Source organism: Hymenobacter pini (genome assembly GCF_020421205.1).
GTDB lineage: Bacteria > Bacteroidota > Bacteroidia > Cytophagales > Hymenobacteraceae > Hymenobacter > Hymenobacter pini.
In genome coordinates, this window is sequence record NZ_JAIZZH010000002.1 from 893,035 (window position 1) to 911,955 (window position 18,921).

Here is an 18,921-nt window from a genome sequence, read left to right on the forward strand (position 1 = left end):
CAGTCCACCACAACGAGTAATAGTTACAGTCCTGCCACTGATACCAGCTGATAAAATAAGTTGCGTCGGAGGGTGGCAGCATGTTACGCTACCGGCAGCGTAATGACAAACTCAGTCCCCTGCCCTTCGGCCGACTCGACGCTAATGGTGCCGCCGTGGCCCTTGACTATATCATGCGACAGGGACAAACCCAGGCCGGTGCCTTCACCCAGGGGCTTCGTGGTGAAAAACGCTTCGAACACTTTGCGGCGCACCTCATCGGGCATACCGGTACCGTTATCGGACACGCGTACCTGCACGGCTCCGGGCAGCAGGCGGCTATCCACGCGCACCTGGGGCTCGTAGCCGGCCTCGCCAGCCTGGTGGCGTTGCGTTACGGCGTAAAACGCGTTGGTAAACAGGTTCAGCAGTACCCGGCCCATATCGGGGGGAACCACGGGCACGGCGGGCAAATCGGGGGCGAGGTTGGTTTCTACGCCTACCACCGCCGCCGATTCCTGAAACTCCTGGCTTTGGCGGGCCAGCTGTAGGTACTCCAGCACCAGTGCGTTCAAATCGGTGGAGGTGCGCTGACCGGTGCCGGCGCGGGCGTGCTCCAGCATATCCTTAATGATGGCCGAAGCCCGCATGCCGTGCTGGCTGATTTCCTGCAGGTTGCGGCGCAACCCCAGCAGAATTTCGTGTTCCAGCCCTGGCTTGTCGGCCTGGTGATCCATGTTATCGACCAGCGAAGTACTCACTTCCGCAAACCGCTTCATGAAGTTGAGCGGATTTTGCAGCTCGTGCGCAATGCCGGCCGATACCTCGCCCACAAACGCCCATTTCTCGGACTGCACCAGCTGGTTTTGGGTTTGGCGCAGCTGAGCCAGCGTGCGGCGGTTGGTTTGCAGCTGCCGGTACACCATCACGCCCAGCCCCGAAATCAGCGCCAGGGCCAGCAGGCTTACCAGCAGCAGCTGGTTGCGCTGGCGCAGGCGCAGGGCCTGCAACGCCTTTTCCTGCCGTAACCGGGCAATCTGGTCCTGCTGGGCGTTTTCTACCCGCTCACCCTCGTACTGGGCCAGCAGGTTGTGGCCCTGCATGCGGTTGAGCGTGTCCTGTAAGCTTAGATAAGCCAGGCTATACTGCTGGGCTTTGGCTGGCGTGCCGTGCGCCGCCTCAAAGCGCACCAGCTCCCGCAGGTATTTGGGCCGGAGCATCTGAAAATTGGCGGCGGTGGCCATGGCATACGCTTTCTGCAGGTGCTTTTCGGCGGCGGGGTAGTTACCCTGGGCCACGTAGTAGCGGGCCCAGGTAGCATCCAGCGCAAACTCGCCGGGACGGCCGGTAATGTCCATCTGCAACGAATCGGAAAGGTGTTGGGCGCGCGTAAGCAGCGGCAGGGCCGCAGCGGCCTGCCCCCGCTCTACCAGCAGCTGGCTTTTCAGCAGCAGCGCATACGCCGTATACACGCCCCGGTTCAGGGCATCGTTTTGAGCAGTCTGCAGGGCTTTAACAATGTACTTCTCGGCCGCTCCTAGGTTGTTCAGCTGCAAATACAGGATGGCCACCGCATGCTCAGAATAGAACCGTTGCAGGCCGGCTATCTGGGATTTATCATTCCACTGGGCGGCCTGTTGCAAGTAGTATAAGGCCCGCTGCGGGTTGCCCCACTCGGCGTAGGTGCTGCCCGCCACCATCAGCTCGTTGCTGTACAGCCGGCGGTTGAACAAGCGCAGTAAATCGGCGGCGTGCAGGTAGTGGCTGATGGCTTGGTTATAGTCGCCGCGGTGTCGGTACGTGCCGCCTAGCACGAGGTAGCAAGCCGCTTCGTTCTCAATGGGACCATGCACCCGATACTGCCGCAGTTTGCGCTGAAAGTAGGCAAAGCGGGTATCCGACTGGCGCATTTTATTGTAAATCGGCGCCAAGTCGCTCAGCAGAAACGGCACGGGCTGCCCGGCTTCATCGAACAGCTCAATGGCCTGTTGCATGGCCCGCAGAGCCCCGGCATACTGCTCGCGCTGCCACAGCCGCAGCCCGGCCTGCAGCTCCTGGTAGGGCGCGGCCGTCGGGAGCTGGTTGGTTCGGGCGTTGAGGCGCAGCAGCTCGGCTACTAACTCAGCGGCTTGCTTTCGCCGCGCGGGCTCAGAGAGTTCCGTGATGCGCAGCAGATGCGCCAGCCGCGGTACGCGGGCGGTATCGGTGGTTTGCTGCGCCAGTACTTGGTACAACGAGTCGTAATTAGCATTCCAGTATTGCCGCTGAGCCAGCACCGGACTACCAAGCAGTACCAGCAATAGTACGCCAATCCACTTCATAAGAAATTGAACTCGGGGCTGTAGCCACATATCAATAGGGCCCGAAGGTCAGAATTATTTGGCATAATCCGACACTGCCCCACTGTTCAGCTTGCCGACGGCTCCACTACGGCCATGGTGGCGGTAGCCTTGGCAATCAGCAGCTCATCGCACCATACTTCGGCTTCGCAGAAATGCAGGCGGCGGCCCGCTTTCAGCACCCAGCCTACGGCCCGCAGGCGCTGCCCAATGCCGGGGTGCAGGTAGCTGGTTTTTAGCTCGGCGGTTACCACGCCGGTTCCTTCGGGTACCAGCGTTACGGCGGCAAAGCCGGCTACCAGGTCGGCCATAGTGGCTACTAACCCACCGTGCGCAAAACCCACGTGCTGGGTATGCTGCTGCTGCAAAGTCAGCTCCGCTTCTACCCGTCCTTTCTCAATCAGGGTCAGGTCGGCCCCGATGTGGTGCATGAAATGCTGACGGGTAAGCTTGCGGCGGATGCGGGTTTCCAGGGAGTCAGTTGTCATAGGGCCGCAAAGGTAGAGCCCCGAAGCCAGCCGCGCACCGGTCTGGCAGCCGGCAGAACGCCGGGCCTATCCTAAAATTCTTTACCTTCTCAGCGTCTGACGTCTACCCCACCTTCTCCCATTTTCACTAATGCCACACCTCGATTTTTTGCTGGCCGGTGCCCTGGGGCTGGCGCTGGCCGCCTGCAGCGGTTTTCGGGTTTTTGTGCCCTTGCTGGCGGCCTCCCTGGCGTACCGTACCGGCTACCTCGCGCCGGCTCCGGGGTTTGCCTGGTTGGGTAGCTGGCCCGCCGTAGCCGCCCTGGGCACGGCCACGGTGGCCGAAATTCTGGGGTATTACATTCCGGTGGTTGACCATGTGCTGGACACGATAACCGGGCCAGCCTCGGTAATAGCCGGGGCCATCCTGATGACGTCGGCTCTCCCCGATTTGCCGCCGATGCTGCGCTGGGGCTTGGGCATTCTGGTGGGAGGCGGAGCTGCCGGTATCATCCAAACGGGCACTACCCTGCTACGGGCCGGCTCCACGGTTACCACGGCGGGCCTGGGCAACCCGGTGCTGGCTACCCTGGAAAACCTGCTGGCCATTGTAGGCACGGTGCTGGGGCTGCTGATGCCGCTGGCAGTGGCCGCCGGGGCCGTGGTACTGATTGTATGGGTGCTGAGCCGCCTGCGGCGCTGGCGGCGGCGCCGGGCCGCACTCCGGGCTGCCCACCTGGCCAGCCTGCGTACTATGTGAGGCGAATGTGCGTTTAGGCGGAAGCTCGTAGCTTTGGGCCTTCAATTCATGCCTCGTATGCCCCTTTCCAGTACGCCTGCCCCCGATTCGTTGCTGCAAGCCTACACGGGCGTGGCCCGGGTGCGGGTGTGCGGCTTGCTGGTGCAGAATGATGCGCTGCTGCTCACGGCTCATCGGGGGCTATTGCCCAATAATTTGCCGTTCTGGTCGCCGCCGGGTGGGGGGTGGCAGTTCGGCGAAACCCTGCAGCAATGCCTGGCCCGGGAGTTTCAGGAAGAAACCGGGGTGCAGGTGCAGGTGGGCCGCTTTTTACACCTGCACGAGTTCAGCAGCCCTGGCTTGCAGGCGCTGGAGCTGTTTTTTGCCGTGGAGCCCCTGAATTCCGGCGCGGTTCCCCGCCTGGGCCACGACCCGGAACACGGCCCCGATGCGCAGCTGCTCACCCACGTAGAGTTTGTGACGCCCCGGCAGCTAGGCCAGCTGCTGCCTACGCAGGTGCACCCGGTTTTGCGGGATATTATCAGCCCCGACGACGTGTTCATTCCGCAGGTACGGTTTCAGTAGGCAGGCTTTTGTACCTTTAGCGGCCGGAATGGCAGCGGTGCTGCTGCTCCGCACTTTCATCTTCTGTTTGCCCGCCTGCTGCCTATGTCCACTGCTACTGTCCCGATGCCCCCGGCTGCTTTGCACCGCCTGCGCGACGAAACACTGGACCTGGATACTCCCGCTGCCTACAACCTTTACCTCACTGCCGGCACGGCCGGCCTGCGCCTGGGCGTGGCCGATGCCCGTCGGAACAAGTTTGTGGCTCTGGATGAATACGCCGCGCCCGAAGCCGGAGTAACCCTGGCTCAGCAGCTGCAAGCCCTCAGCGCCGACCACGACCTGCTAGGCATTACGGGCTGGAACCGCGTGCGACTGGCCGTGCAGAACCGCGCCTTCACGCTGCTGCCGGCGCCGCTGTTCCGGCCCGGCGACGAAACGGCCTATCTAAAGCTGCACCACGCCTTCAGCCCCCAGCACGAATCGGTGCACTACTACACCCACGCCGGCCTCGATATCAGCAGTTTGTTTGCCGCCGATGCGCGCCTTACCTCCTGGTTTGAGCGTCAGTACCCCGCCGGCCGCCTCGTGCATCATACCAGCGCGCTGCTGGAAGGTGTTGCGCACCAAAGCGAGCAGGGTGCCGGCCGCCGCATCTACCTGAGCATCGGCCACCAGGAAGTCACTATCTTGGCCCTGCGGGGTAAGCAGCCGGAATTTCTGAACGTATTCCCTTTCAGTACGCCCGAAGACCTGATTTACTACACTATTCTGGTGATGCAGGAGCTGCAGCTCAACCCCGACCAGGACCTGGTGATGGTGTGGGGTGACTTGATGCACGACTCAGAGCTGTTTACCATCCTGCGCAAGTACATCCGTAACCTGCGCTTCGGCAACCGCCCTTTTGATTTAAGTTACAGCTACCGCCTCAACGACCTGTTCGAATACCGGTATTTTGAGCTGTATGCTTTGCACCTGTGTGAATAGCCAGGAATGAAAGCAGGTTGAAATGAACGCCAGTTTTTTCAGCCTGCTTTCTGTTATCAGTTCAGCCCCCTACAGTATTCTCCTATAGCCCCTGGCCTATGCGCGTTGCCTTGTTCCCTGGCTCCTTCGACCCCTTCACCAACGGCCATTTGGATGTGGTGCGGCGCGGTACCGCGTTGTTCGACCAAGTAATTATTGCCATTGGCAACAACAGCAGCAAGCAGCGCTACCTGCCTGTGGAGCAGATGGTGCACATGATTGAGCAGGTGTTTCAGGATGAGCCCCGGGTTTCGGTGCAAGCATACAAAGGCCTCACCGCCGATTTTGCCCGCGAAGTAGGGGCCAAATTCCTGCTGCGTGGCCTGCGCAATACCACCGATTTTGAGTACGAAAACACCATTGCCCAGGCTAACCGCCACGTAAACCCGGAGTTGGAAACGGTGTTTTTGATTACGTCGCCCGCGTTGGCCGCCATCAGCAGCACCATCATCCGCGAAATCCACCGCTTTGGCGGCAACGTGGATGACTTCGTACCATTTGCCTTGCCAGCTCCAGCGCAGCAGTAAACCAGCATTTCACGCGCAAGCCCCGCGTTTCCGCCAGCCAATGAGGTGACAGAAACGCGGGGCTTGCGCGTGAAGAACCGTGTTATTTCCGGGCTACTACCCGCATACCCACAATGGCGCGGTCGTTCTGGGGGTCAGCCACGGGCAGCACCATGTAATTGGGAGCGGTCAGGCTCAGGTTGGCGTTGCGCAGCAGCTCGTCTTCGTCCGTGCCTATTACCATCAGGTCGCGCACTTTGCGGGTGCGGGCGTTGAATGTGGCCACAATGGTAGTACCGTTGCGCTCAAACGTATTAATCCAGTCTTCCCCGCGCGTGCTCTTCATTTGCTCGGCGGTTGGCTCCAGCCCAAACTTCTGCGTTTTGGTTTCGCGGGGCGGGCCCAGCGTCCGGCGTACCTGGTCGATGTTACGGCCCACCAGTTCCGGCAGGTCTATGGCAGCGGTGCGGGCTGCGGCGGCACTGCCCGTAGCCGGCACCGACGACTCGGATACCGATTGTGAACCGCTACACGCGGCCAACCCAGATAGCAATAACAAAGCAATGGCGTACTGAAGCTGGCGCATAGACGGAGAAGCTGAAAAGCTGAAAAACTGAAAAAAGTACCTATTCCTGATTAGCCGGGGCCTGCCCGGCAATTTCGCGCAGGTAGTGCCGCACTACCAGGGCAATGCTGGCGTACGACTCATCGAGCACCTTAAGGGCCTCCTGCGGCGACATCCAGCGCACTTCCTCGATATATTCTTCGGCCTGGGGCTTCATGAGCGTGTCATCGAGGCAGCGCATGATATACCAGTTCGTTTTTTTCAGAATTTTGTTGCCGTTGTAGGCGTAAGAGTGCCAGGTGCTGGGCAGTTTGTCGCCTAGCTCTACCTGAATGTTGCACTCCTCTTCCACTTCGCGCAGGGCACCCAGGGCCGGGTCTTCCTCTTTCTTGAGCTTGCCCTTCGGCAAATCCCACTTACCCAAGCGGTAAATCATCAGCACCTGCCCGTCCTTCACCACGAGGCCGCCAGCGGCTTTCACAATCTTAAACTGGTCTTTGAGGTGCAGGATGAGCCGCTTTTTTTTGCGGGCCAGCAGCGTGAGCGACGTGAGTTTTTTGAGTTTTTTTACCTCCATCAGGCGCAACAGCCGGTCCACAAACACGTCTGTCACGTCGCGCACCAGCACGTCGCCCACCAAATCCTTGGAGATAAACTCGTCCTCCGGATTCAGAATCAGGTCGTACTTGTGCTTGTAAATCTTTTCGCTGTTCTTCTTAATAATCAGCGGAATATCGTTGATGAAAACGTTCATCGCGGGGTAATCTGGAGGGGCAAAACGGGACTACAGGCGGGTTGCTGCAAAACACAGCATATTTCCCCGGAAACCAAAGCACCGGGGGCCGGGCAAGATACGGGATGTACGTGGTTCAGTTGTGGAATGACGAATGATTGCCGCCGGGTTTACCAATCATCCATCTCCCCTACCTTCACCGAATGAAAAAAATCGGTTTGCTTTCCGATACCCATAGCTACCTCGATGAGCGGATTCTGCATCACCTGCGCGGCTGCGACGAAATCTGGCATGCCGGCGACTTTGGCACGGCTGAGGTAATTGAGACACTGGAAACCGTGGCCCCATTGCGGGGCGTGTACGGCAACGTTGACGGCCGCGACGTGCGCCTCACTCAGCCGCTGGTGCAGGACTTTGAGCTGGAAGGCCTACACGTGCTCATGACGCACATTGGGGGCTACCCGGGCCATTACAGCCCCGCCGGGCGCGCTCTAGTGCAGGAGCAGCGGCCGGGTTTGTTCATCAGCGGCCATTCTCACATCCTGAAGGTAGTGCCCGACCCGCGCTTAGGCCTGCTGCATCTCAACCCCGGCGCGGCCGGCCGCCACGGCTTCCATAAGGTGCGCACCCTGCTGCGCTTTGAGGTGGCCGACGGCCGCGTGCAGAATCTGCAGGCGGTGGAGCTGGGGCCGAAATAAAAAACGCCTTTCCTGGGGATAGGAAAGGCGTTTGGAAGTTTCTGACTTAGGACCCACCGACACCGGGACGGGCAAGTCAGCAGGAAGTGTGCTTAGGCAGCAGCCTCCGTTTTAGCTTCGCTCTTGGTGAAGCGCGACTTCAGCTCATCGAGGTCCACGTTTTTCAGAACGGGGGTGAGGAGCAGTTGCTTGATGATGCGCTGCTTGTTGTTGGCGCGGGCAATGTTCTTGCGGTGCTTCCGCTTCAGACGGGTAGTGCTCATTTTTTCCGGGTCGGTTAAAGTCTTTCTGTAAACGAGGGGCAAAAGTAACGACTAAATTTGAAATCGGGAAACCTTTCCCGCCTTTCCCTTTCCAAACTCTATGACTCACTCAATAATTGACCTTCGCTCCGATACCGTAACGCGCCCCACCCTGGCCATGCTGGAGGCCATGTTTCAGGCCCGCGTGGGCGACGACGTGTACGAGGAAGACCCTACCGTGCAGGCCCTGGAGCAGGAAGCCGCCGACCGGTTTGGGCAGGAAGCCGGCCTATTCTGCCCCAGCGGCACCATGACCAACCAGATTGCCATTAAGGCCCACACCGAGCCACTGAGCGAGGTTATCTGCGAGCAGACCTCGCACATTTACCTGTGGGAAGTAGGCGGTATTGCGTTTCACTCGGGGGCCTCGGTGGCGCTGCTGCCCGGTAACCGGGGCCGCCTCACGGCCGCGCAGGTAGAGGCGGCTATTCGGCCCGTGAACGTGCATTACCCCACCACCAGCCTCATCAGCCTGGAAAATACCCACAACCGTGGCGGCGGCAGTTGCTACGAGCTAGCTGAAATAGCCGCCATTGCCGAAGTAGCCCAGCGCCACCGTATTCCACTGCACCTGGATGGAGCCCGAGTATTCAATGCCTTGGTAGCCACCGGCCAGGATGCCCGCGAGTACGGCCGCCTCTTCGACACTATTTCGGTGTGCCTGAGTAAGGGTTTGGGCGCGCCCGTAGGCTCGGTATTGCTGGGCAGCCGGGCATTTATTCAGAAAACCAAGCGCATCCGGAAGGTGATGGGGGGCGGAATGCGGCAGGCGGGCTACCTGGCGGCGGCGGGCCTGTATGCCCTGCACCACAACGTGGAGCGGTTGGCTGATGACCACCGCCGGGCCCAGCGGTTGGGCACGGCCCTGGCCGCGCAGCCCTACGTGGCCGAAGTACTGCCCGTGGAAACCAACCTGGTGATTTTCCGGCTGCACGATGCCACTCCTGCCGAGCAATTCCTGGCTCACCTGGAGCAGCACGGCATCAAGGCATCTTCCTTTGGCCCCCAGATGATCCGCTTCGTTACGCACCTGGATGTGGATGACGCTATGGTAGCCCGCGTGGAGGCAGCGTTGAGCGCACTGTAATGTTGGCTTTACCCGGCGTTTAAACCCCATCGTGGCCAACGCTGCGGTGGGGTTTTGCGTCTAGCTTCAACCGGGTAGCCTGTAGGGCATAGTCTGACCTTGTTCCAAGAAGCCGGCCCCCGACCGGTTCGCTTGCTGGTGCTGCAAACCCGGCTTTCCCTATTTCCTTGCCAGAATGGAGCTATACAATACGCTTTCCTTGCTACTGGTGCTGGCGGCCCTGTTTGGCTACCTGAATTTCCGGTTTTTGCGGCTGCCTACCACTATTGGGCTGATGGTGCTGGCCTTGGTATCTTCCTTGTTGGCCCTGTTATTGGGCCAGTTGGGCGTACCCTGGGTGCTCACCGCCAGCCGCCTGATTGCCGGCATCGACTTTCACACGGTGCTGATGCAGGTGATGCTGAGCTTTTTGCTGTTTGCGGGTGCCATTCACGTGGATGTGCGGGCCTTGGGCCGGGAGCAGGGCGCGGTGGCGGCCTTGGCCACCGTGGGCACATTGCTTTCGACTGGCCTGGTAGCGCTGGCGGTGTATGCGGCCCTGCCGCTGCTGGGGCTGCACCTCGATTTTATCTACTGTCTGCTATTCGGGGCCCTTATCTCCCCCACCGACCCAATTGCGGTACTAGGCATCTTGAAGGAGGCGCGCATCAGCAAAATGCTGGAGATTAGAATTGTAGGCGAATCCTTGTTCAACGACGGCATTGCGGTAGTGGTGTTCGTCAGCCTGTTTCAGATTGCCGTGTTTGGGGCAGAACGGGCCACTCCGGCCGTTATCGGTGAGTTGTTTTTACGGGAGGCCGTGGGCGGTATTGGGCTGGGGCTGGCGCTGGGGTACGCCGCCTTCTGGGCCCTACGCACCATCGACCACTATCAGGTGGAAGTGCTGATTACTCTGGCCTTGGTAATGGGCGGCACGGCGCTGGCTGCGGCCCTGCATACTTCAGGCCCTTTGGCTATTGTAGTGGCCGGGCTGATTGTGGGGCACCGGGGCCGGGCCGAGGGCATGTCAGACATCACTCGCGAATACCTGGACAAGTTTTGGGAAATTCTGGATGAGATTCTGAACGCCGTGCTGTTCGTGCTTATTGGGCTGGAAATGCTGGTGCTGGACTTCTCCCGCACCATTCTGCTGGGCGGGGCGCTGGCCATTGTGATTACACTACTGGCCCGCTTGGTTTCGGTGGGGTTGCCTTTGAGCATTCTGCGGCGCTACTACCGGTTCGACCGCCCTACCTTGCGCGTGCTCACCTGGGGTGGACTGCGCGGGGGCATTTCGGTGGCCCTGGCGCTTTCTCTGCCCGACACCATGCCCCGCGACCTGCTGGTGGGCATTACCTATGTGGTAGTAGTTTTCAGTATAATCGTGCAGGGACTTACCATTGGCCCTTTAGTGAAGCGCCTGGGCCTGAGCCAGCCTGCCTCTACTGCCGACTCCCACTAATCTGCGTGCTGCTTATTGCCTGAAGCCCATGAATCTGTTTGTTGTTGGGGATGTGCACGGCTGCTACCACACGCTGCGGGAAGTGCTGCTGCAGTGGCAGCCCGCCGATGAGTTGCTGATTCAAGTAGGCGACCTGGTAGACCGGGGCCGCTTCGCGCCGGAGTGTGTGCAGTTGGCGCAGGAGTTGGAGGCCGCCCACCCCGGCCGCACTGTATTTCTGCGGGGCAACCACGAGCAGGAAATGCTGAAGCATTTCGGGCCGCAGGGCCCCAATCCGCCGTGGCTAGAATGGGGCGGCCGGGCCACGGTGCAGCAGTACCAGGGACGCCCCGAGCTGCTGCGCGAGCATCTGGCATGGCTGCAGCAGCGGCCCTTGCTGTGGGAAAACCAACAGGTAGTGGTGAGCCACGCCGGCTTGGCCGACACACCCACTCCGCTTGACCCCGAAAACCCGCAGAGCGTGCTGTGGCGGCGCGGGCCGCTGCACTCCATAGGCCGGCGGCAGGTGGTGGGCCACACGCCTACCCCCAACGGGTTGACCACGTACGATGCTGCTTCTGACGCGCTGTACATTGATACGGGCGCTTACATGGGCCTGTACCTGACGGCGGTGCGCCTCTCGCCCACCGGTGAACTGCTAGCTGAGTTTCCGGTGCCCACCTCCCGGCTGGATATTGCGCCGCTGTAGCCTATTTCTCTCTTTTGCCTACCTGTATGTCCAATTCTCCTGATTCCGCAGCCCTCCGCCACTTAGCGGCCGCCGACCCGGTATTGGCCCGGCTGATTGCCCAGGGCCGGCCCATTCAGCCTGCTACCCACGAGGACCTGTATCTGGCGCTACTGCGGGCCATAGTGGGGCAGCAGATTTCTACGAAAGCCGCTGCTTCAATCTGGCGCAAGGTGCAGGCCCTGTTTCCGCCTGATGGCTACCCCGAGCCGGCCGCCCTACTGTTGCTCACGGATGAGGACTTGCGCGCGGCAGGTATTTCGCGGCAGAAAGCGGGCTATCTGCGGGCCATTGCCGATTTTGCCCAGCGCGACCAGCTCGACCACGCCCACCTCAGCCAGCTCACCGACGACGAGTTTACCCGCCACCTCACTCAGATAAAAGGCGTGGGTCGCTGGACCGCTCAGATGCTCCAAATGTTCCCGCTGGACCAGCCTGATGTGTTTCCGGAGGGCGACCTGGGCATTCAGAACGCCATGCGCCGCCACTACGGGCTAGAGGCAACCGGCCGGGCCCTGCTGCGCCGCATAACGGAGCTGGCCGAGCCCTGGCGCCCCTACCGCAGCCTCGCCAGCAAGTACCTCTGGCAGTCGTTGGACAACTCCCCTACGGTGGAGTAAAAGCAATTCACTGTCATCCTGAGCATTCCGCGAATCAAGCGGCGACGAAGGACCTTATCCCGTTTGAACGATTCATGTTAACGGGATGAGGTCCTTCGTCGCCGCTTGATTCGCGGAATGCTCAGGATGACAACAGGATTTTCATATACCGTCGCCGTTGCGGCGGGCGTCGCGCATGGCCAAGCCGATGGCAATGAACGTGGACAGCAAAGGCACGAAAAACCCGAACAGCAGCCACGGCCAAAACCGCCGCCCGTACATGTGAGCAATGTACACGGTAATGAGGGCCGACAGTGGGCAGATTAACAGAACGGGAAAAAGAATATCGGCCAGCTGCATACTGAAAACAACGAAATACAAACGGAACGCCGCAAGAGCCGGTGCGGCGGCACGAAGGTAGCCTACCCGCGCACTTTGCCCCGCTTCACTAAGTAGGCGTACAGCACCCGGTCGAACGGCTCCCGGATATCAACCGGCACAAAGTCGATTTTGTATTGGCCGCAGCGCAGAGCCAGCTCCTGCTCGTACTGGCGCATGGTGGCCTGGTACTGCTCCCGCACCTGGCTGGGCTGCAGCTTCACCGTCTGGCCCGTTTCCAAGTCCTCAAATAAATAAGGCCGGTCCTGAAACTCGAAATTGGCTTCGGTGGCCCGGTCCATCACGTGAAACAGCAGCACTTCGTGGTGCTGGTGGCGCAGGTGCTGCAGGGCCGCCAAGGCTTCGGTCTGCTCCTGCGGGCCGCGGCCCAGCATGTCCGAAAACAGCACCACCAACGAGCGTTTCGGGATTTGCTGGGCAATGGTATGAATGACGCCGGCTACATTGGTACGGGCCTGCTGCGGGGGCGCGGGCCGCTCCAGTAGCTGCTGCATGGTGAGCAGCAGCGTGTGGCGGTGGGTACTGGTGGAGCGTACCGGCGTTTGCAGCTCTACCTGCTCAGCAAACGTAACGAGGCCTACTGCGTCGCGCTGCTTTTGCAGCAGCGTGGCTATGGCCGCCGCGCACAGCACCGAAAACCGCAGCTTATCGTGGCTGGGGGCCGGATAGTACATGCTGGGGCTCACATCCAGTAGCAGGTGGCAGCGCAGGTTGGTTTCCTCCTCGTAGCGCTTCACAAACAGCTTATCGGTGCGGGCCAGCACCTTCCAGTCGAGGTGGCGGGTGCTCTCGCCGGGGTTGTAGAGGCGGTGCTCCGAAAACTCCACCGAAAACCCGTGGTACGGCGACTGGTGCAGCCCCGTAATAAAGCCTTCCACCAGTTGTCGGGCCAGGAACTCCAGGTTTTCAAACGAGCGGACAGCAGCCAGATCTAGGGGTTGGGGCATACGAGGGGAAGGCAAATATCTTCTCCAAGATACAACGGAAATACAGCCGGGCCAGTACGGTGGAGCTTGCTTCAATATCAAGCGCACCTGCTTTTTCCTATTTATTCAAAAATCACTATCTATCATCCAGTATATATAATCTCCCCTAAATACCATCCCTTACAGTCCCATATATTGCTTAGATCTTGACTTAAAACAGGCATTCGCTACACTATTTCGGCCTTCGTCCCGGAATAGGAAAATACAGTCCTTCAAATTTTTATATCATCCTTAAATCACCTATTTTGCGCTGAACTTAACGCATCTTGGAATAACAAAACTTTACCAGAAGGAACTGTGGAAGACCGTCACGACCAGGAAGAAATTTACTCCCAGCGCATTAAAGCGGGCAAGCGCACGTATTTTTTCGACGTGAAAGCTACCCGTGGCCAGGACTATTATCTGACCATCACAGAGAGCAAACGTCGCCTGCGCGACGACGATACCTTCTCCTACGAGAAGCACAAGATTTTCCTGTACAAAGAAGACTTCCTCAAGTTTGTGGATGCCCTGCAGGACGCCGTGGATTACGTGCGCGAGGAGCTGCTGACGCCCGAAGAAGTGGCCGAGCTGGACCGCCCCCGCCCCGCCTACGAAGAGCGGGAAAACAACTTCAACCGCGCCGATGACAATTATTAACCCCTAACCCCGGAAGTCTACCGAAACACGTTTTACATACTTCTGCTTTCTTGCACTTCCCCACCGCACGGCGCGCCCGGCTTCGGCCCGGCGCGCCGTCGTGCGTTCGGAGCTACCACAGTTGCGCGTTGCGCTAGTACACCGTGCTTTCCCCGAAAAAGCCCCGTACCTTTGCGCCACGAATTGCCCCCTTGGGGCAGCTCACCATCTTACTACCTCACTCAATCACCGTTATATGGGTCTCCGCTGCGGTATCGTGGGCCTGCCCAATGTGGGCAAATCCACGCTTTTCAACGCTCTTTCTAATGCCAAGGCCGAGTCGGCCAACTACCCGTTCTGCACCATCGAGCCGAACGTGGGCGTAATTACCGTGCCCGACCCGCGCCTCACCATTCTGGAAGAAATTGTGAAGCCGGAGCGCGTGGTGCCCACCATCATTGAGTTCGTGGACATTGCCGGTCTGGTGAAGGGTGCTTCAAAGGGCGAAGGCCTGGGCAACAAGTTCCTGGCCAACATCCGCGAGGTGGACGCCATCATTCACGTGGTCCGCTGCTTCGACGACCCCAACATTGTGCACGTGGCTGGCGGCGTCGACCCCGTGTTCGACAAGGACGTAATTGACACGGAATTGCAGCTCAAAGACCTGGAAAGCGTTGACAAGAAGCTGCAGAAGTCGGAGCGCTCGGCCAAAAGCGGCGACGCTGCCGCTAAAAAGGAAGTAGCTGCCCTCACCCGCTACAAACAACACCTAGAAGCCGGCCACAACGCCCGCTCCCTCGACGCGACTGACGAAGAGAAAGAAGCCGTAGCCGACCTGCAGCTGCTCACCATCAAGCCCGTAATTTACGTGGCCAACGTGGACGAGGCCAGCATCCCGACGGACGGCAACGCCTACGTAGAAGCCCTGCGTGAGCACGTGAAATCGGAAAACGCCCAGGTGGTGATTGTGTCGGCTGCCATTGAGTCACAGATTGCCGAGATGGAAGACCCCGAGGAAAAGGCTATGTTCCTGGGCGAGTACGGCCTCACCGAATCGGGCCTGAACAAGCTCATCCGCGCTTCCTACGAGTTGCTGAACCTGATTACCTACTTCACCGCCGGTGTGAAGGAAGTGCGGGCCTGGACGGTACACCGCGGCGACAAAGCTCCCGCTGCCGCCGGCGTTATCCACTCCGACTTCGAAAAAGGCTTTATCCGGGCTGAGGTGATTAAGCTGGCCGACTACGAGCAGTACCGCTCGGAAGCCAAAATCAAGGAAGCCGGCAAAATGGCCGTGGAAGGCAAGGAATACGTGGTGCAGGACGGCGACATCATGCACTTCCGCTTCAACGTGTAACCTCGCCTTCTTACTCCCCTACTCATGGACGTAAAAGACAGCAACGGCAACCTGCTCACGGAAGGTGACTCGGTAACCATCACCAAAGACCTCAAGGTGAAAGGCATGTCGCAGGCTCTGAAGCGGGGCACTGTGGTGAAGAACATTCGTCTTACCAACTCTCCCGCCGAAATTGAAGGCCGGGCTGGTGGCAGCATGCTCGTCATCAAAACCGAGTTTGTAAAGAAAGCCTAGCGCCGCATCTGCAGTTGCGTAGTACCTTAAGCGCCCCGGTCGAATGTTCGGCCGGGGCGTTTTGTTATATACACTTGATTATGGGGTTCAACGTGACTGTTCTCAGGGCAATTAATTCAGAATATGAAGACAGTGGCGTCTTCATAAATAGATCATATTACAACTTCGTCGCCAGCTATGATTTATTCGGGGAAAAGTCCGTGATTATAAGTGTTGGAAACTACTTAGGACTTGACCTACATCCTTTGGTTAAGCTAACCTATCTGGATAATCTTGAAGGAGAATCTCAGGAAGAAGAAATTATTAAACAAAACGTAGATGAACTGCTGACTCTTGTTAAGACTTTTGCCGAAAAGGTGCAAAGTCAACCGAACATGCTCAAGGAAGTCACCTACCAGGCGAAGCCCTTTCAATATGGCATGTGGGCAGATTATTTCAAGTCAGGACAAATAATAGAAGATCTTGATGCTATTATTGAAAGTCTTATTCATCATAAGAAAGCCGGAGCAACCGATGTATTATTCGGAGCTTTTTAACTGTCTTTTACAGCAATTTACACTCTACTTCCCTACCACTTTAAACAGCTGACCGCTCGTGAGCTTGTCGGTGGTTTTCATGCCGTTGAGGATGGCTAGCTCCTCGTAACGCTTACTGGAGATGCCATTGGCGGCCAGGGCCGAGGCCAGCGTTTGGCCGGCTTTGGCGGTGCGGATGCGGACCCGTTCAGGCTGCTTGTTGAGCTTAGTGGCATCGGTGAGGCGCTTGTAGCCCTGGGCCGTGCGCTGGAACTGCGGGGCGTAGGTATCGAAGGCCGACGGTGAGGTGAGCCCTACGAAGGCGTAGATGCTCTGGCCATCCTGAATGAGGTAGGAGAGCGTGCGGGCGGTAATGCCCTGCTGACCGGTTTGCTGATCCTGTCCCACTTGGTCGCCCTGTATGGCAATGGCCGGGAAGCCGTTGATGGTGGTTTTCTGGGCTTGGGGGCTCTGCAGGTTAAGCTGCTGCGCCAGGGCCTGAGCGGTTTCTTCGAGGCCCTTATTGCCGCCGGGCAGCAGGATAATGGCGGCTTTCCCGTTGGGCTCGGCCATTTGGAACTGGCTGGGCGAGTTCTGGCTCTGCCAGCCCTGCGGAATCGGGAATTGAAATTTCAGGTCGGGGTGGTAGAAATAGCCATTCTCCACGTAGCCTTCCCGGGGGTTGTCGCCGTAGGGCAGCCCGTCGATGAGGCGCAGGTATTGGTCACGATTCACGGACAGCTGGCGGCCGGCCTGCTGCTCGGCCGTAACGGCCAGCTTTTTCACGCGCTGGTACCGGTCGGCGGAGTTGGGGTGAGTGCTCAGGAACGTAGGCAGGCCCGCCGCGCCGCTTTGCTGCTCGGTGCGCTGCAGCGTCAGGAAGAAGTCGGCCATGTGGGCCGGGTCGTAGCCGATTTTGCTGGAGTATTTTACACCCAGCACGTCGGCCTCGTTTTCAGCGTCGCGGCCGTATTTGAGCAGGCCCAGGCCTACGCCCTGCTGCACCACCCCGCCTACCGACTGCATCACGCGCGGGGCCAGCACCGAGCCCAGAATCATACCGATGCCGGCAATGGTGGAGCGCGTCTGCTGTTTCTGGCCGTGGCGGGCCGTAATGTGCCCTATTTCGTGGCCCAGCACACCCGAGAACTGCGCCTCGTCATTGAAATACGCCAGAATCCCCCGCGTGAAATACACGTGCCCATCGGGCGTAGCAAAGGCGTTGATAATGGGCGAATCGACGATGGTGAAGCCTTTTACATCGGCGGGCCGGTCGGATACGCGGCCCATCTGCATGCCCTTTTGGTCGATGTAGCTTTGGAGCTTGGCGTTATCGAGCAAGCCAAACTGAGCAATTACCTGCGGGTCGGGCTGGGCGCCCTGCACGGGTAGCACCGGGCGGGCCGGAGCAGCGGACGGGGTATTGGGGAGCGGCAGTAACAGTGCCAGCGCGGTGCCGGCGCCGAGCATGGAGGAAACGAGAAGTTGCATGGCGGGAATAGTGAGAGACTAATGGAGGGAGATACAGGCCTGCAACGAACCTGCTCCGTGAAAAGGTTACAACCGCCCGCTTTCCGGCTTGCCTTTTACCGCTGCGGTTGCTCCGCAGCGGCTTCCTGCAACTGCTGCTGTTCCTCCAACTCGGCCGTGGTGGGCCGCCCGTGCTTCCGATCCAGCCAATCCATTACGGGGGTGGCCAGCACGCCGTGCATCACCACCGAGGTAATAACCGTGAAGCCGGTAATGGCCCATATCAGTCGGGCATCGGCGAAATGCGCTTCGTGGAAGGCATAGCCCAGGTAAAAAAACGACCCGATGCCCCGAATGCCGAAAAACGAAATAACCAGCCGCTCGGGCCAGGTAACGCGGCTGCGGCCCAGCGTAAGGATACCGCCCAGGGGCCGCAGTATCAGCAGTAAAAACAGCCCCAGCGCAGCTCCCTGCCAGGTAAGGGGTGCCAACAGCCCCCGCACCAGCGCTCCGCCAAACAGAATCAGAATGACCACAATCAGCAGGCGCTCCAGCTGATCGGTGAATTCGTGCATCTCGGTGTGGTACTCGTGGCTCCGCTCGTGGGTACGGAGCGTAACGGAGGCCACAAACACGGCCAGAAACCCGTAGCCGTGCAGCAGCTCAGTAAGCCCGTAGGCCGTGAGCGTGACGGCCAGGGCCACAAAGCCATAGGCCTCGGGATTAATACTAACACGGCGCGGCAGGTCAAAAATCAGAAACGACAGCACCTTGCCGGCCAGCCACCCCGCCAGCACGCCCATCCCTGTGCGGTATAGTACATCAAACACGGCCCAGTGCTGCAGTTCCGGCTCAATGTGCACCGACGTGGCTGCCAGCAGCACCAGTGCCAAGTGCACAAACGGGAAGGCCAGCCCATCGTTGAGGCCAGCCTCGCCGGTGAGGGCAAATCGCACATTATCCTCCCGCCCCTCCCCGGGCTTGCCCACCTGCACGTCGCCGGCCAGTACGGGGTCGGTGGGGGCCAAGGTAGCGGCCAGCAGCACCGCCGAGGCCAGCGGCAGCCCGCCCAGCTTCCAACTCACCACGCTGAAAATGCCGATGGTGATGACCATGAGCACCAGCACCAGCTGCAACGGGGCGCGCCACCGCCACAGGGAAAACTTGCGGTCAATTTTCAACCCCGTACCCGTCAGGGCCACCGTCACGCAGATTTCGGTGAGGTGCATGGTAGCGGTGGGGTTTTCCAACGGGTCCGGGTTTGGTAAACCCAGCGGCAACCCAAATACCAGCATCCCCAGCACAATAAACAGAATGGGATACGACAACGGGTATTTTTTGAGCAGGGAGGGCAGCCAGGCCACTGCCAGAATAGCCACGCCCAACACCACCAGAATCAGGTTGTAATGCATCATGGTGTGAGGTAGTTTGGGAGAAGAACAGCTTCTTAGTACGCAGCCTAAGGAACCACGGATATCTTACTGTTGAGCTACGTTTAGCCGCTGATACGCGAAAAAGCCATCATGCGCAGCTCTCTGCGACATGATGGCCCTGTATAAACTACATGGCG

The 18,921-nt window shown here is 59.3% G+C and carries 22 protein-coding genes; 13 read left to right on the forward strand and 9 right to left on the reverse strand.

Annotated features, from left to right (window positions below):
* Positions 1 to 83: 83 nt before the first annotated feature.
* Both LF252_RS10410 and LF252_RS10415 read right to left on the reverse strand, forming a co-directional pair.
* Positions 84 to 2,300 carry an ATP-binding protein gene (locus tag LF252_RS10410; protein ID WP_226269516.1) on the reverse strand — a complete coding sequence of 739 codons (2,217 nt, stop codon included), beginning with the start codon at positions 2,298 to 2,300 and terminating at the stop codon, positions 84 to 86.
* Positions 2,301 to 2,386: 86 nt separating this feature from the next.
* A complete protein-coding gene (locus LF252_RS10415; RefSeq protein ID WP_226269517.1) occupies positions 2,387 to 2,806 on the reverse strand; it encodes a PaaI family thioesterase in 420 nt (139 codons plus the stop codon).
* A gap of 130 nt (positions 2,807 to 2,936) precedes the next feature.
* On the opposite strand from LF252_RS10415, the gene LF252_RS10420 reads away from it, so the two are divergent.
* The 4 genes from LF252_RS10420 (at position 2,937) to coaD (ending at position 5,641) form a co-directional block, all read left to right on the forward strand.
* Entirely contained in the window at positions 2,937 to 3,545 is a 609-nt protein-coding gene (locus tag LF252_RS10420) for a DUF4126 domain-containing protein (protein WP_226269518.1), read from the forward strand.
* Between the two features lie 57 nt (positions 3,546 to 3,602).
* Positions 3,603 to 4,109, forward strand: a complete 507-nt coding sequence (locus tag LF252_RS10425) for an NUDIX domain-containing protein (RefSeq protein ID WP_226269519.1) — start codon at positions 3,603 to 3,605, stop codon at positions 4,107 to 4,109.
* Between the two features lie 84 nt (positions 4,110 to 4,193).
* The gene (locus tag LF252_RS10430) at positions 4,194 to 5,075 is read left to right on the forward strand and encodes a DUF3822 family protein (protein WP_226269520.1); all 882 of its coding nucleotides are present in this window, start codon (positions 4,194 to 4,196) and stop codon (positions 5,073 to 5,075) included.
* 98 nt (positions 5,076 to 5,173) lie between these two features.
* Positions 5,174 to 5,641 (forward strand): pantetheine-phosphate adenylyltransferase, encoded by a 468-nt coding sequence (gene coaD / locus LF252_RS10435; protein ID WP_226269521.1) that lies wholly within the window; start codon positions 5,174 to 5,176, stop codon positions 5,639 to 5,641.
* Positions 5,642 to 5,723: 82 nt separating this feature from the next.
* On the opposite strand, the gene LF252_RS10440 is transcribed toward coaD, so the two are convergent.
* Together LF252_RS10440 and LF252_RS10445 are read right to left on the reverse strand one after the other, a co-directional pair.
* Positions 5,724 to 6,206: a hypothetical protein gene (locus LF252_RS10440; protein ID WP_226269522.1), complete on the reverse strand. Its 483-nt coding sequence runs from the start codon at positions 6,204 to 6,206 to the stop codon at positions 5,724 to 5,726.
* A 40-nt stretch (positions 6,207 to 6,246) separates the two neighbouring features.
* A complete protein-coding gene (locus tag LF252_RS10445; protein ID WP_226269523.1) occupies positions 6,247 to 6,939 on the reverse strand; it encodes an NUDIX hydrolase in 693 nt (230 codons plus the stop codon).
* 182 nt (positions 6,940 to 7,121) lie between these two features.
* On the opposite strand from LF252_RS10445, the gene LF252_RS10450 reads away from it, so the two are divergent.
* Positions 7,122 to 7,616: a metallophosphoesterase family protein gene (locus LF252_RS10450; RefSeq protein WP_226269524.1), complete on the forward strand. Its 495-nt coding sequence runs from the start codon at positions 7,122 to 7,124 to the stop codon at positions 7,614 to 7,616.
* A 92-nt stretch (positions 7,617 to 7,708) separates the two neighbouring features.
* Here the strand turns inward: LF252_RS10450 and LF252_RS10455 are convergent, their stop codons facing one another.
* On the reverse strand, positions 7,709 to 7,879 hold the full coding sequence (locus LF252_RS10455; RefSeq protein ID WP_226269525.1) for a hypothetical protein: 171 nt from the start codon (positions 7,877 to 7,879) through the stop codon (positions 7,709 to 7,711).
* Positions 7,880 to 7,979: 100 nt separating this feature from the next.
* On the opposite strand from LF252_RS10455, the gene LF252_RS10460 reads away from it, so the two are divergent.
* The 4 genes from LF252_RS10460 (at position 7,980) to LF252_RS10475 (ending at position 11,793) form a co-directional block, all read left to right on the forward strand.
* Positions 7,980 to 9,005 (forward strand): threonine aldolase family protein, encoded by a 1,026-nt coding sequence (locus LF252_RS10460; protein ID WP_226269526.1) that lies wholly within the window; start codon positions 7,980 to 7,982, stop codon positions 9,003 to 9,005.
* Positions 9,006 to 9,180: 175 nt separating this feature from the next.
* Entirely contained in the window at positions 9,181 to 10,446 is a 1,266-nt protein-coding gene (locus LF252_RS10465) for a cation:proton antiporter (RefSeq protein WP_226269527.1), read from the forward strand.
* A 28-nt stretch (positions 10,447 to 10,474) separates the two neighbouring features.
* The gene (locus LF252_RS10470; protein ID WP_226269528.1) at positions 10,475 to 11,134 is read left to right on the forward strand and encodes a metallophosphoesterase family protein; all 660 of its coding nucleotides are present in this window, start codon (positions 10,475 to 10,477) and stop codon (positions 11,132 to 11,134) included.
* Between the two features lie 26 nt (positions 11,135 to 11,160).
* Entirely contained in the window at positions 11,161 to 11,793 is a 633-nt protein-coding gene (locus LF252_RS10475) for a DNA-3-methyladenine glycosylase family protein (RefSeq protein ID WP_226269529.1), read from the forward strand.
* A 141-nt stretch (positions 11,794 to 11,934) separates the two neighbouring features.
* Here the strand turns inward: LF252_RS10475 and LF252_RS10480 are convergent, their stop codons facing one another.
* Positions 11,935 to 12,153 carry a FixH family protein gene (locus LF252_RS10480; RefSeq protein WP_226269530.1) on the reverse strand — a complete coding sequence of 73 codons (219 nt, stop codon included), beginning with the start codon at positions 12,151 to 12,153 and terminating at the stop codon, positions 11,935 to 11,937.
* 41 nt (positions 12,154 to 12,194) lie between these two features.
* Positions 12,195 to 13,118 carry a DUF58 domain-containing protein gene (locus LF252_RS10485; RefSeq protein WP_226269531.1) on the reverse strand — a complete coding sequence of 308 codons (924 nt, stop codon included), beginning with the start codon at positions 13,116 to 13,118 and terminating at the stop codon, positions 12,195 to 12,197.
* A gap of 336 nt (positions 13,119 to 13,454) precedes the next feature.
* On the opposite strand from LF252_RS10485, the gene LF252_RS10490 reads away from it, so the two are divergent.
* From LF252_RS10490 to LF252_RS10505, 4 genes are all read left to right on the forward strand, one after another.
* Positions 13,455 to 13,796 carry a DUF3276 family protein gene (locus LF252_RS10490; protein WP_226269532.1) on the forward strand — a complete coding sequence of 114 codons (342 nt, stop codon included), beginning with the start codon at positions 13,455 to 13,457 and terminating at the stop codon, positions 13,794 to 13,796.
* Positions 13,797 to 14,031: 235 nt separating this feature from the next.
* Complete coding sequence (ychF, locus tag LF252_RS10495) at positions 14,032 to 15,132, forward strand: redox-regulated ATPase YchF (RefSeq protein WP_226269533.1); 1,101 nt, start codon at positions 14,032 to 14,034, stop codon at positions 15,130 to 15,132.
* A gap of 24 nt (positions 15,133 to 15,156) precedes the next feature.
* Positions 15,157 to 15,366, forward strand: coding sequence for an alkylphosphonate utilization protein (locus tag LF252_RS10500; RefSeq protein WP_226269534.1), 210 nt, complete (start codon positions 15,157 to 15,159; stop codon positions 15,364 to 15,366).
* A gap of 80 nt (positions 15,367 to 15,446) precedes the next feature.
* A complete protein-coding gene (locus LF252_RS10505) occupies positions 15,447 to 15,902 on the forward strand; it encodes a hypothetical protein (protein WP_226269535.1) in 456 nt (151 codons plus the stop codon).
* Positions 15,903 to 15,926: 24 nt separating this feature from the next.
* Here the strand turns inward: LF252_RS10505 and LF252_RS10510 are convergent, their stop codons facing one another.
* Together LF252_RS10510 and LF252_RS10515 are read right to left on the reverse strand one after the other, a co-directional pair.
* On the reverse strand, positions 15,927 to 17,372 hold the full coding sequence (locus LF252_RS10510; protein ID WP_226269536.1) for a M48 family metalloprotease: 1,446 nt from the start codon (positions 17,370 to 17,372) through the stop codon (positions 15,927 to 15,929).
* A 95-nt stretch (positions 17,373 to 17,467) separates the two neighbouring features.
* On the reverse strand, positions 17,468 to 18,766 hold the full coding sequence (locus LF252_RS10515) for a cation:proton antiporter (protein ID WP_226269537.1): 1,299 nt from the start codon (positions 18,764 to 18,766) through the stop codon (positions 17,468 to 17,470).
* Between the last annotated feature and the right edge of the window lie 155 nt (positions 18,767 to 18,921).

Bases quoted from the DNA above. Each gene is read 5' to 3' on its own strand.
- LF252_RS10485 (WP_226269531.1), bottom strand. From the start codon at position 13,118: ATGCCCCAACCCCTAGATCTGGCTGCTGTCCGCTCGTTTGAAAACCTG.
- coaD (WP_226269521.1), top strand. From the start codon at position 5,174: ATGCGCGTTGCCTTGTTCCCTGGCTCCTTCGACCCCTTCACCAACGGC.
- LF252_RS10410 (WP_226269516.1), bottom strand. From the start codon at position 2,300: ATGAAGTGGATTGGCGTACTATTGCTGGTACTGCTTGGTAGTCCGGTG.
- LF252_RS10500 (WP_226269534.1), top strand. From the start codon at position 15,157: ATGGACGTAAAAGACAGCAACGGCAACCTGCTCACGGAAGGTGACTCG.
- LF252_RS10440 (WP_226269522.1), bottom strand. From the start codon at position 6,206: ATGCGCCAGCTTCAGTACGCCATTGCTTTGTTATTGCTATCTGGGTTG.
- LF252_RS10515 (WP_226269537.1), bottom strand. From the start codon at position 18,766: ATGATGCATTACAACCTGATTCTGGTGGTGTTGGGCGTGGCTATTCTG.
- LF252_RS10465 (WP_226269527.1), top strand. From the start codon at position 9,181: ATGGAGCTATACAATACGCTTTCCTTGCTACTGGTGCTGGCGGCCCTG.
- LF252_RS10450 (WP_226269524.1), top strand. From the start codon at position 7,122: ATGAAAAAAATCGGTTTGCTTTCCGATACCCATAGCTACCTCGATGAG.
- LF252_RS10460 (WP_226269526.1), top strand. From the start codon at position 7,980: ATGACTCACTCAATAATTGACCTTCGCTCCGATACCGTAACGCGCCCC.
- LF252_RS10455 (WP_226269525.1), bottom strand. From the start codon at position 7,879: ATGAGCACTACCCGTCTGAAGCGGAAGCACCGCAAGAACATTGCCCGC.
- LF252_RS10475 (WP_226269529.1), top strand. From the start codon at position 11,161: ATGTCCAATTCTCCTGATTCCGCAGCCCTCCGCCACTTAGCGGCCGCC.
- LF252_RS10510 (WP_226269536.1), bottom strand. From the start codon at position 17,372: ATGCAACTTCTCGTTTCCTCCATGCTCGGCGCCGGCACCGCGCTGGCA.
- LF252_RS10505 (WP_226269535.1), top strand. From the start codon at position 15,447: ATGGGGTTCAACGTGACTGTTCTCAGGGCAATTAATTCAGAATATGAA.
- ychF (WP_226269533.1), top strand. From the start codon at position 14,032: ATGGGTCTCCGCTGCGGTATCGTGGGCCTGCCCAATGTGGGCAAATCC.
- LF252_RS10470 (WP_226269528.1), top strand. From the start codon at position 10,475: ATGAATCTGTTTGTTGTTGGGGATGTGCACGGCTGCTACCACACGCTG.
- LF252_RS10445 (WP_226269523.1), bottom strand. From the start codon at position 6,939: ATGAACGTTTTCATCAACGATATTCCGCTGATTATTAAGAAGAACAGC.
- LF252_RS10430 (WP_226269520.1), top strand. From the start codon at position 4,194: ATGTCCACTGCTACTGTCCCGATGCCCCCGGCTGCTTTGCACCGCCTG.
- LF252_RS10415 (WP_226269517.1), bottom strand. From the start codon at position 2,806: ATGACAACTGACTCCCTGGAAACCCGCATCCGCCGCAAGCTTACCCGT.
- LF252_RS10420 (WP_226269518.1), top strand. From the start codon at position 2,937: ATGCCACACCTCGATTTTTTGCTGGCCGGTGCCCTGGGGCTGGCGCTG.
- LF252_RS10425 (WP_226269519.1), top strand. From the start codon at position 3,603: ATGCCCCTTTCCAGTACGCCTGCCCCCGATTCGTTGCTGCAAGCCTAC.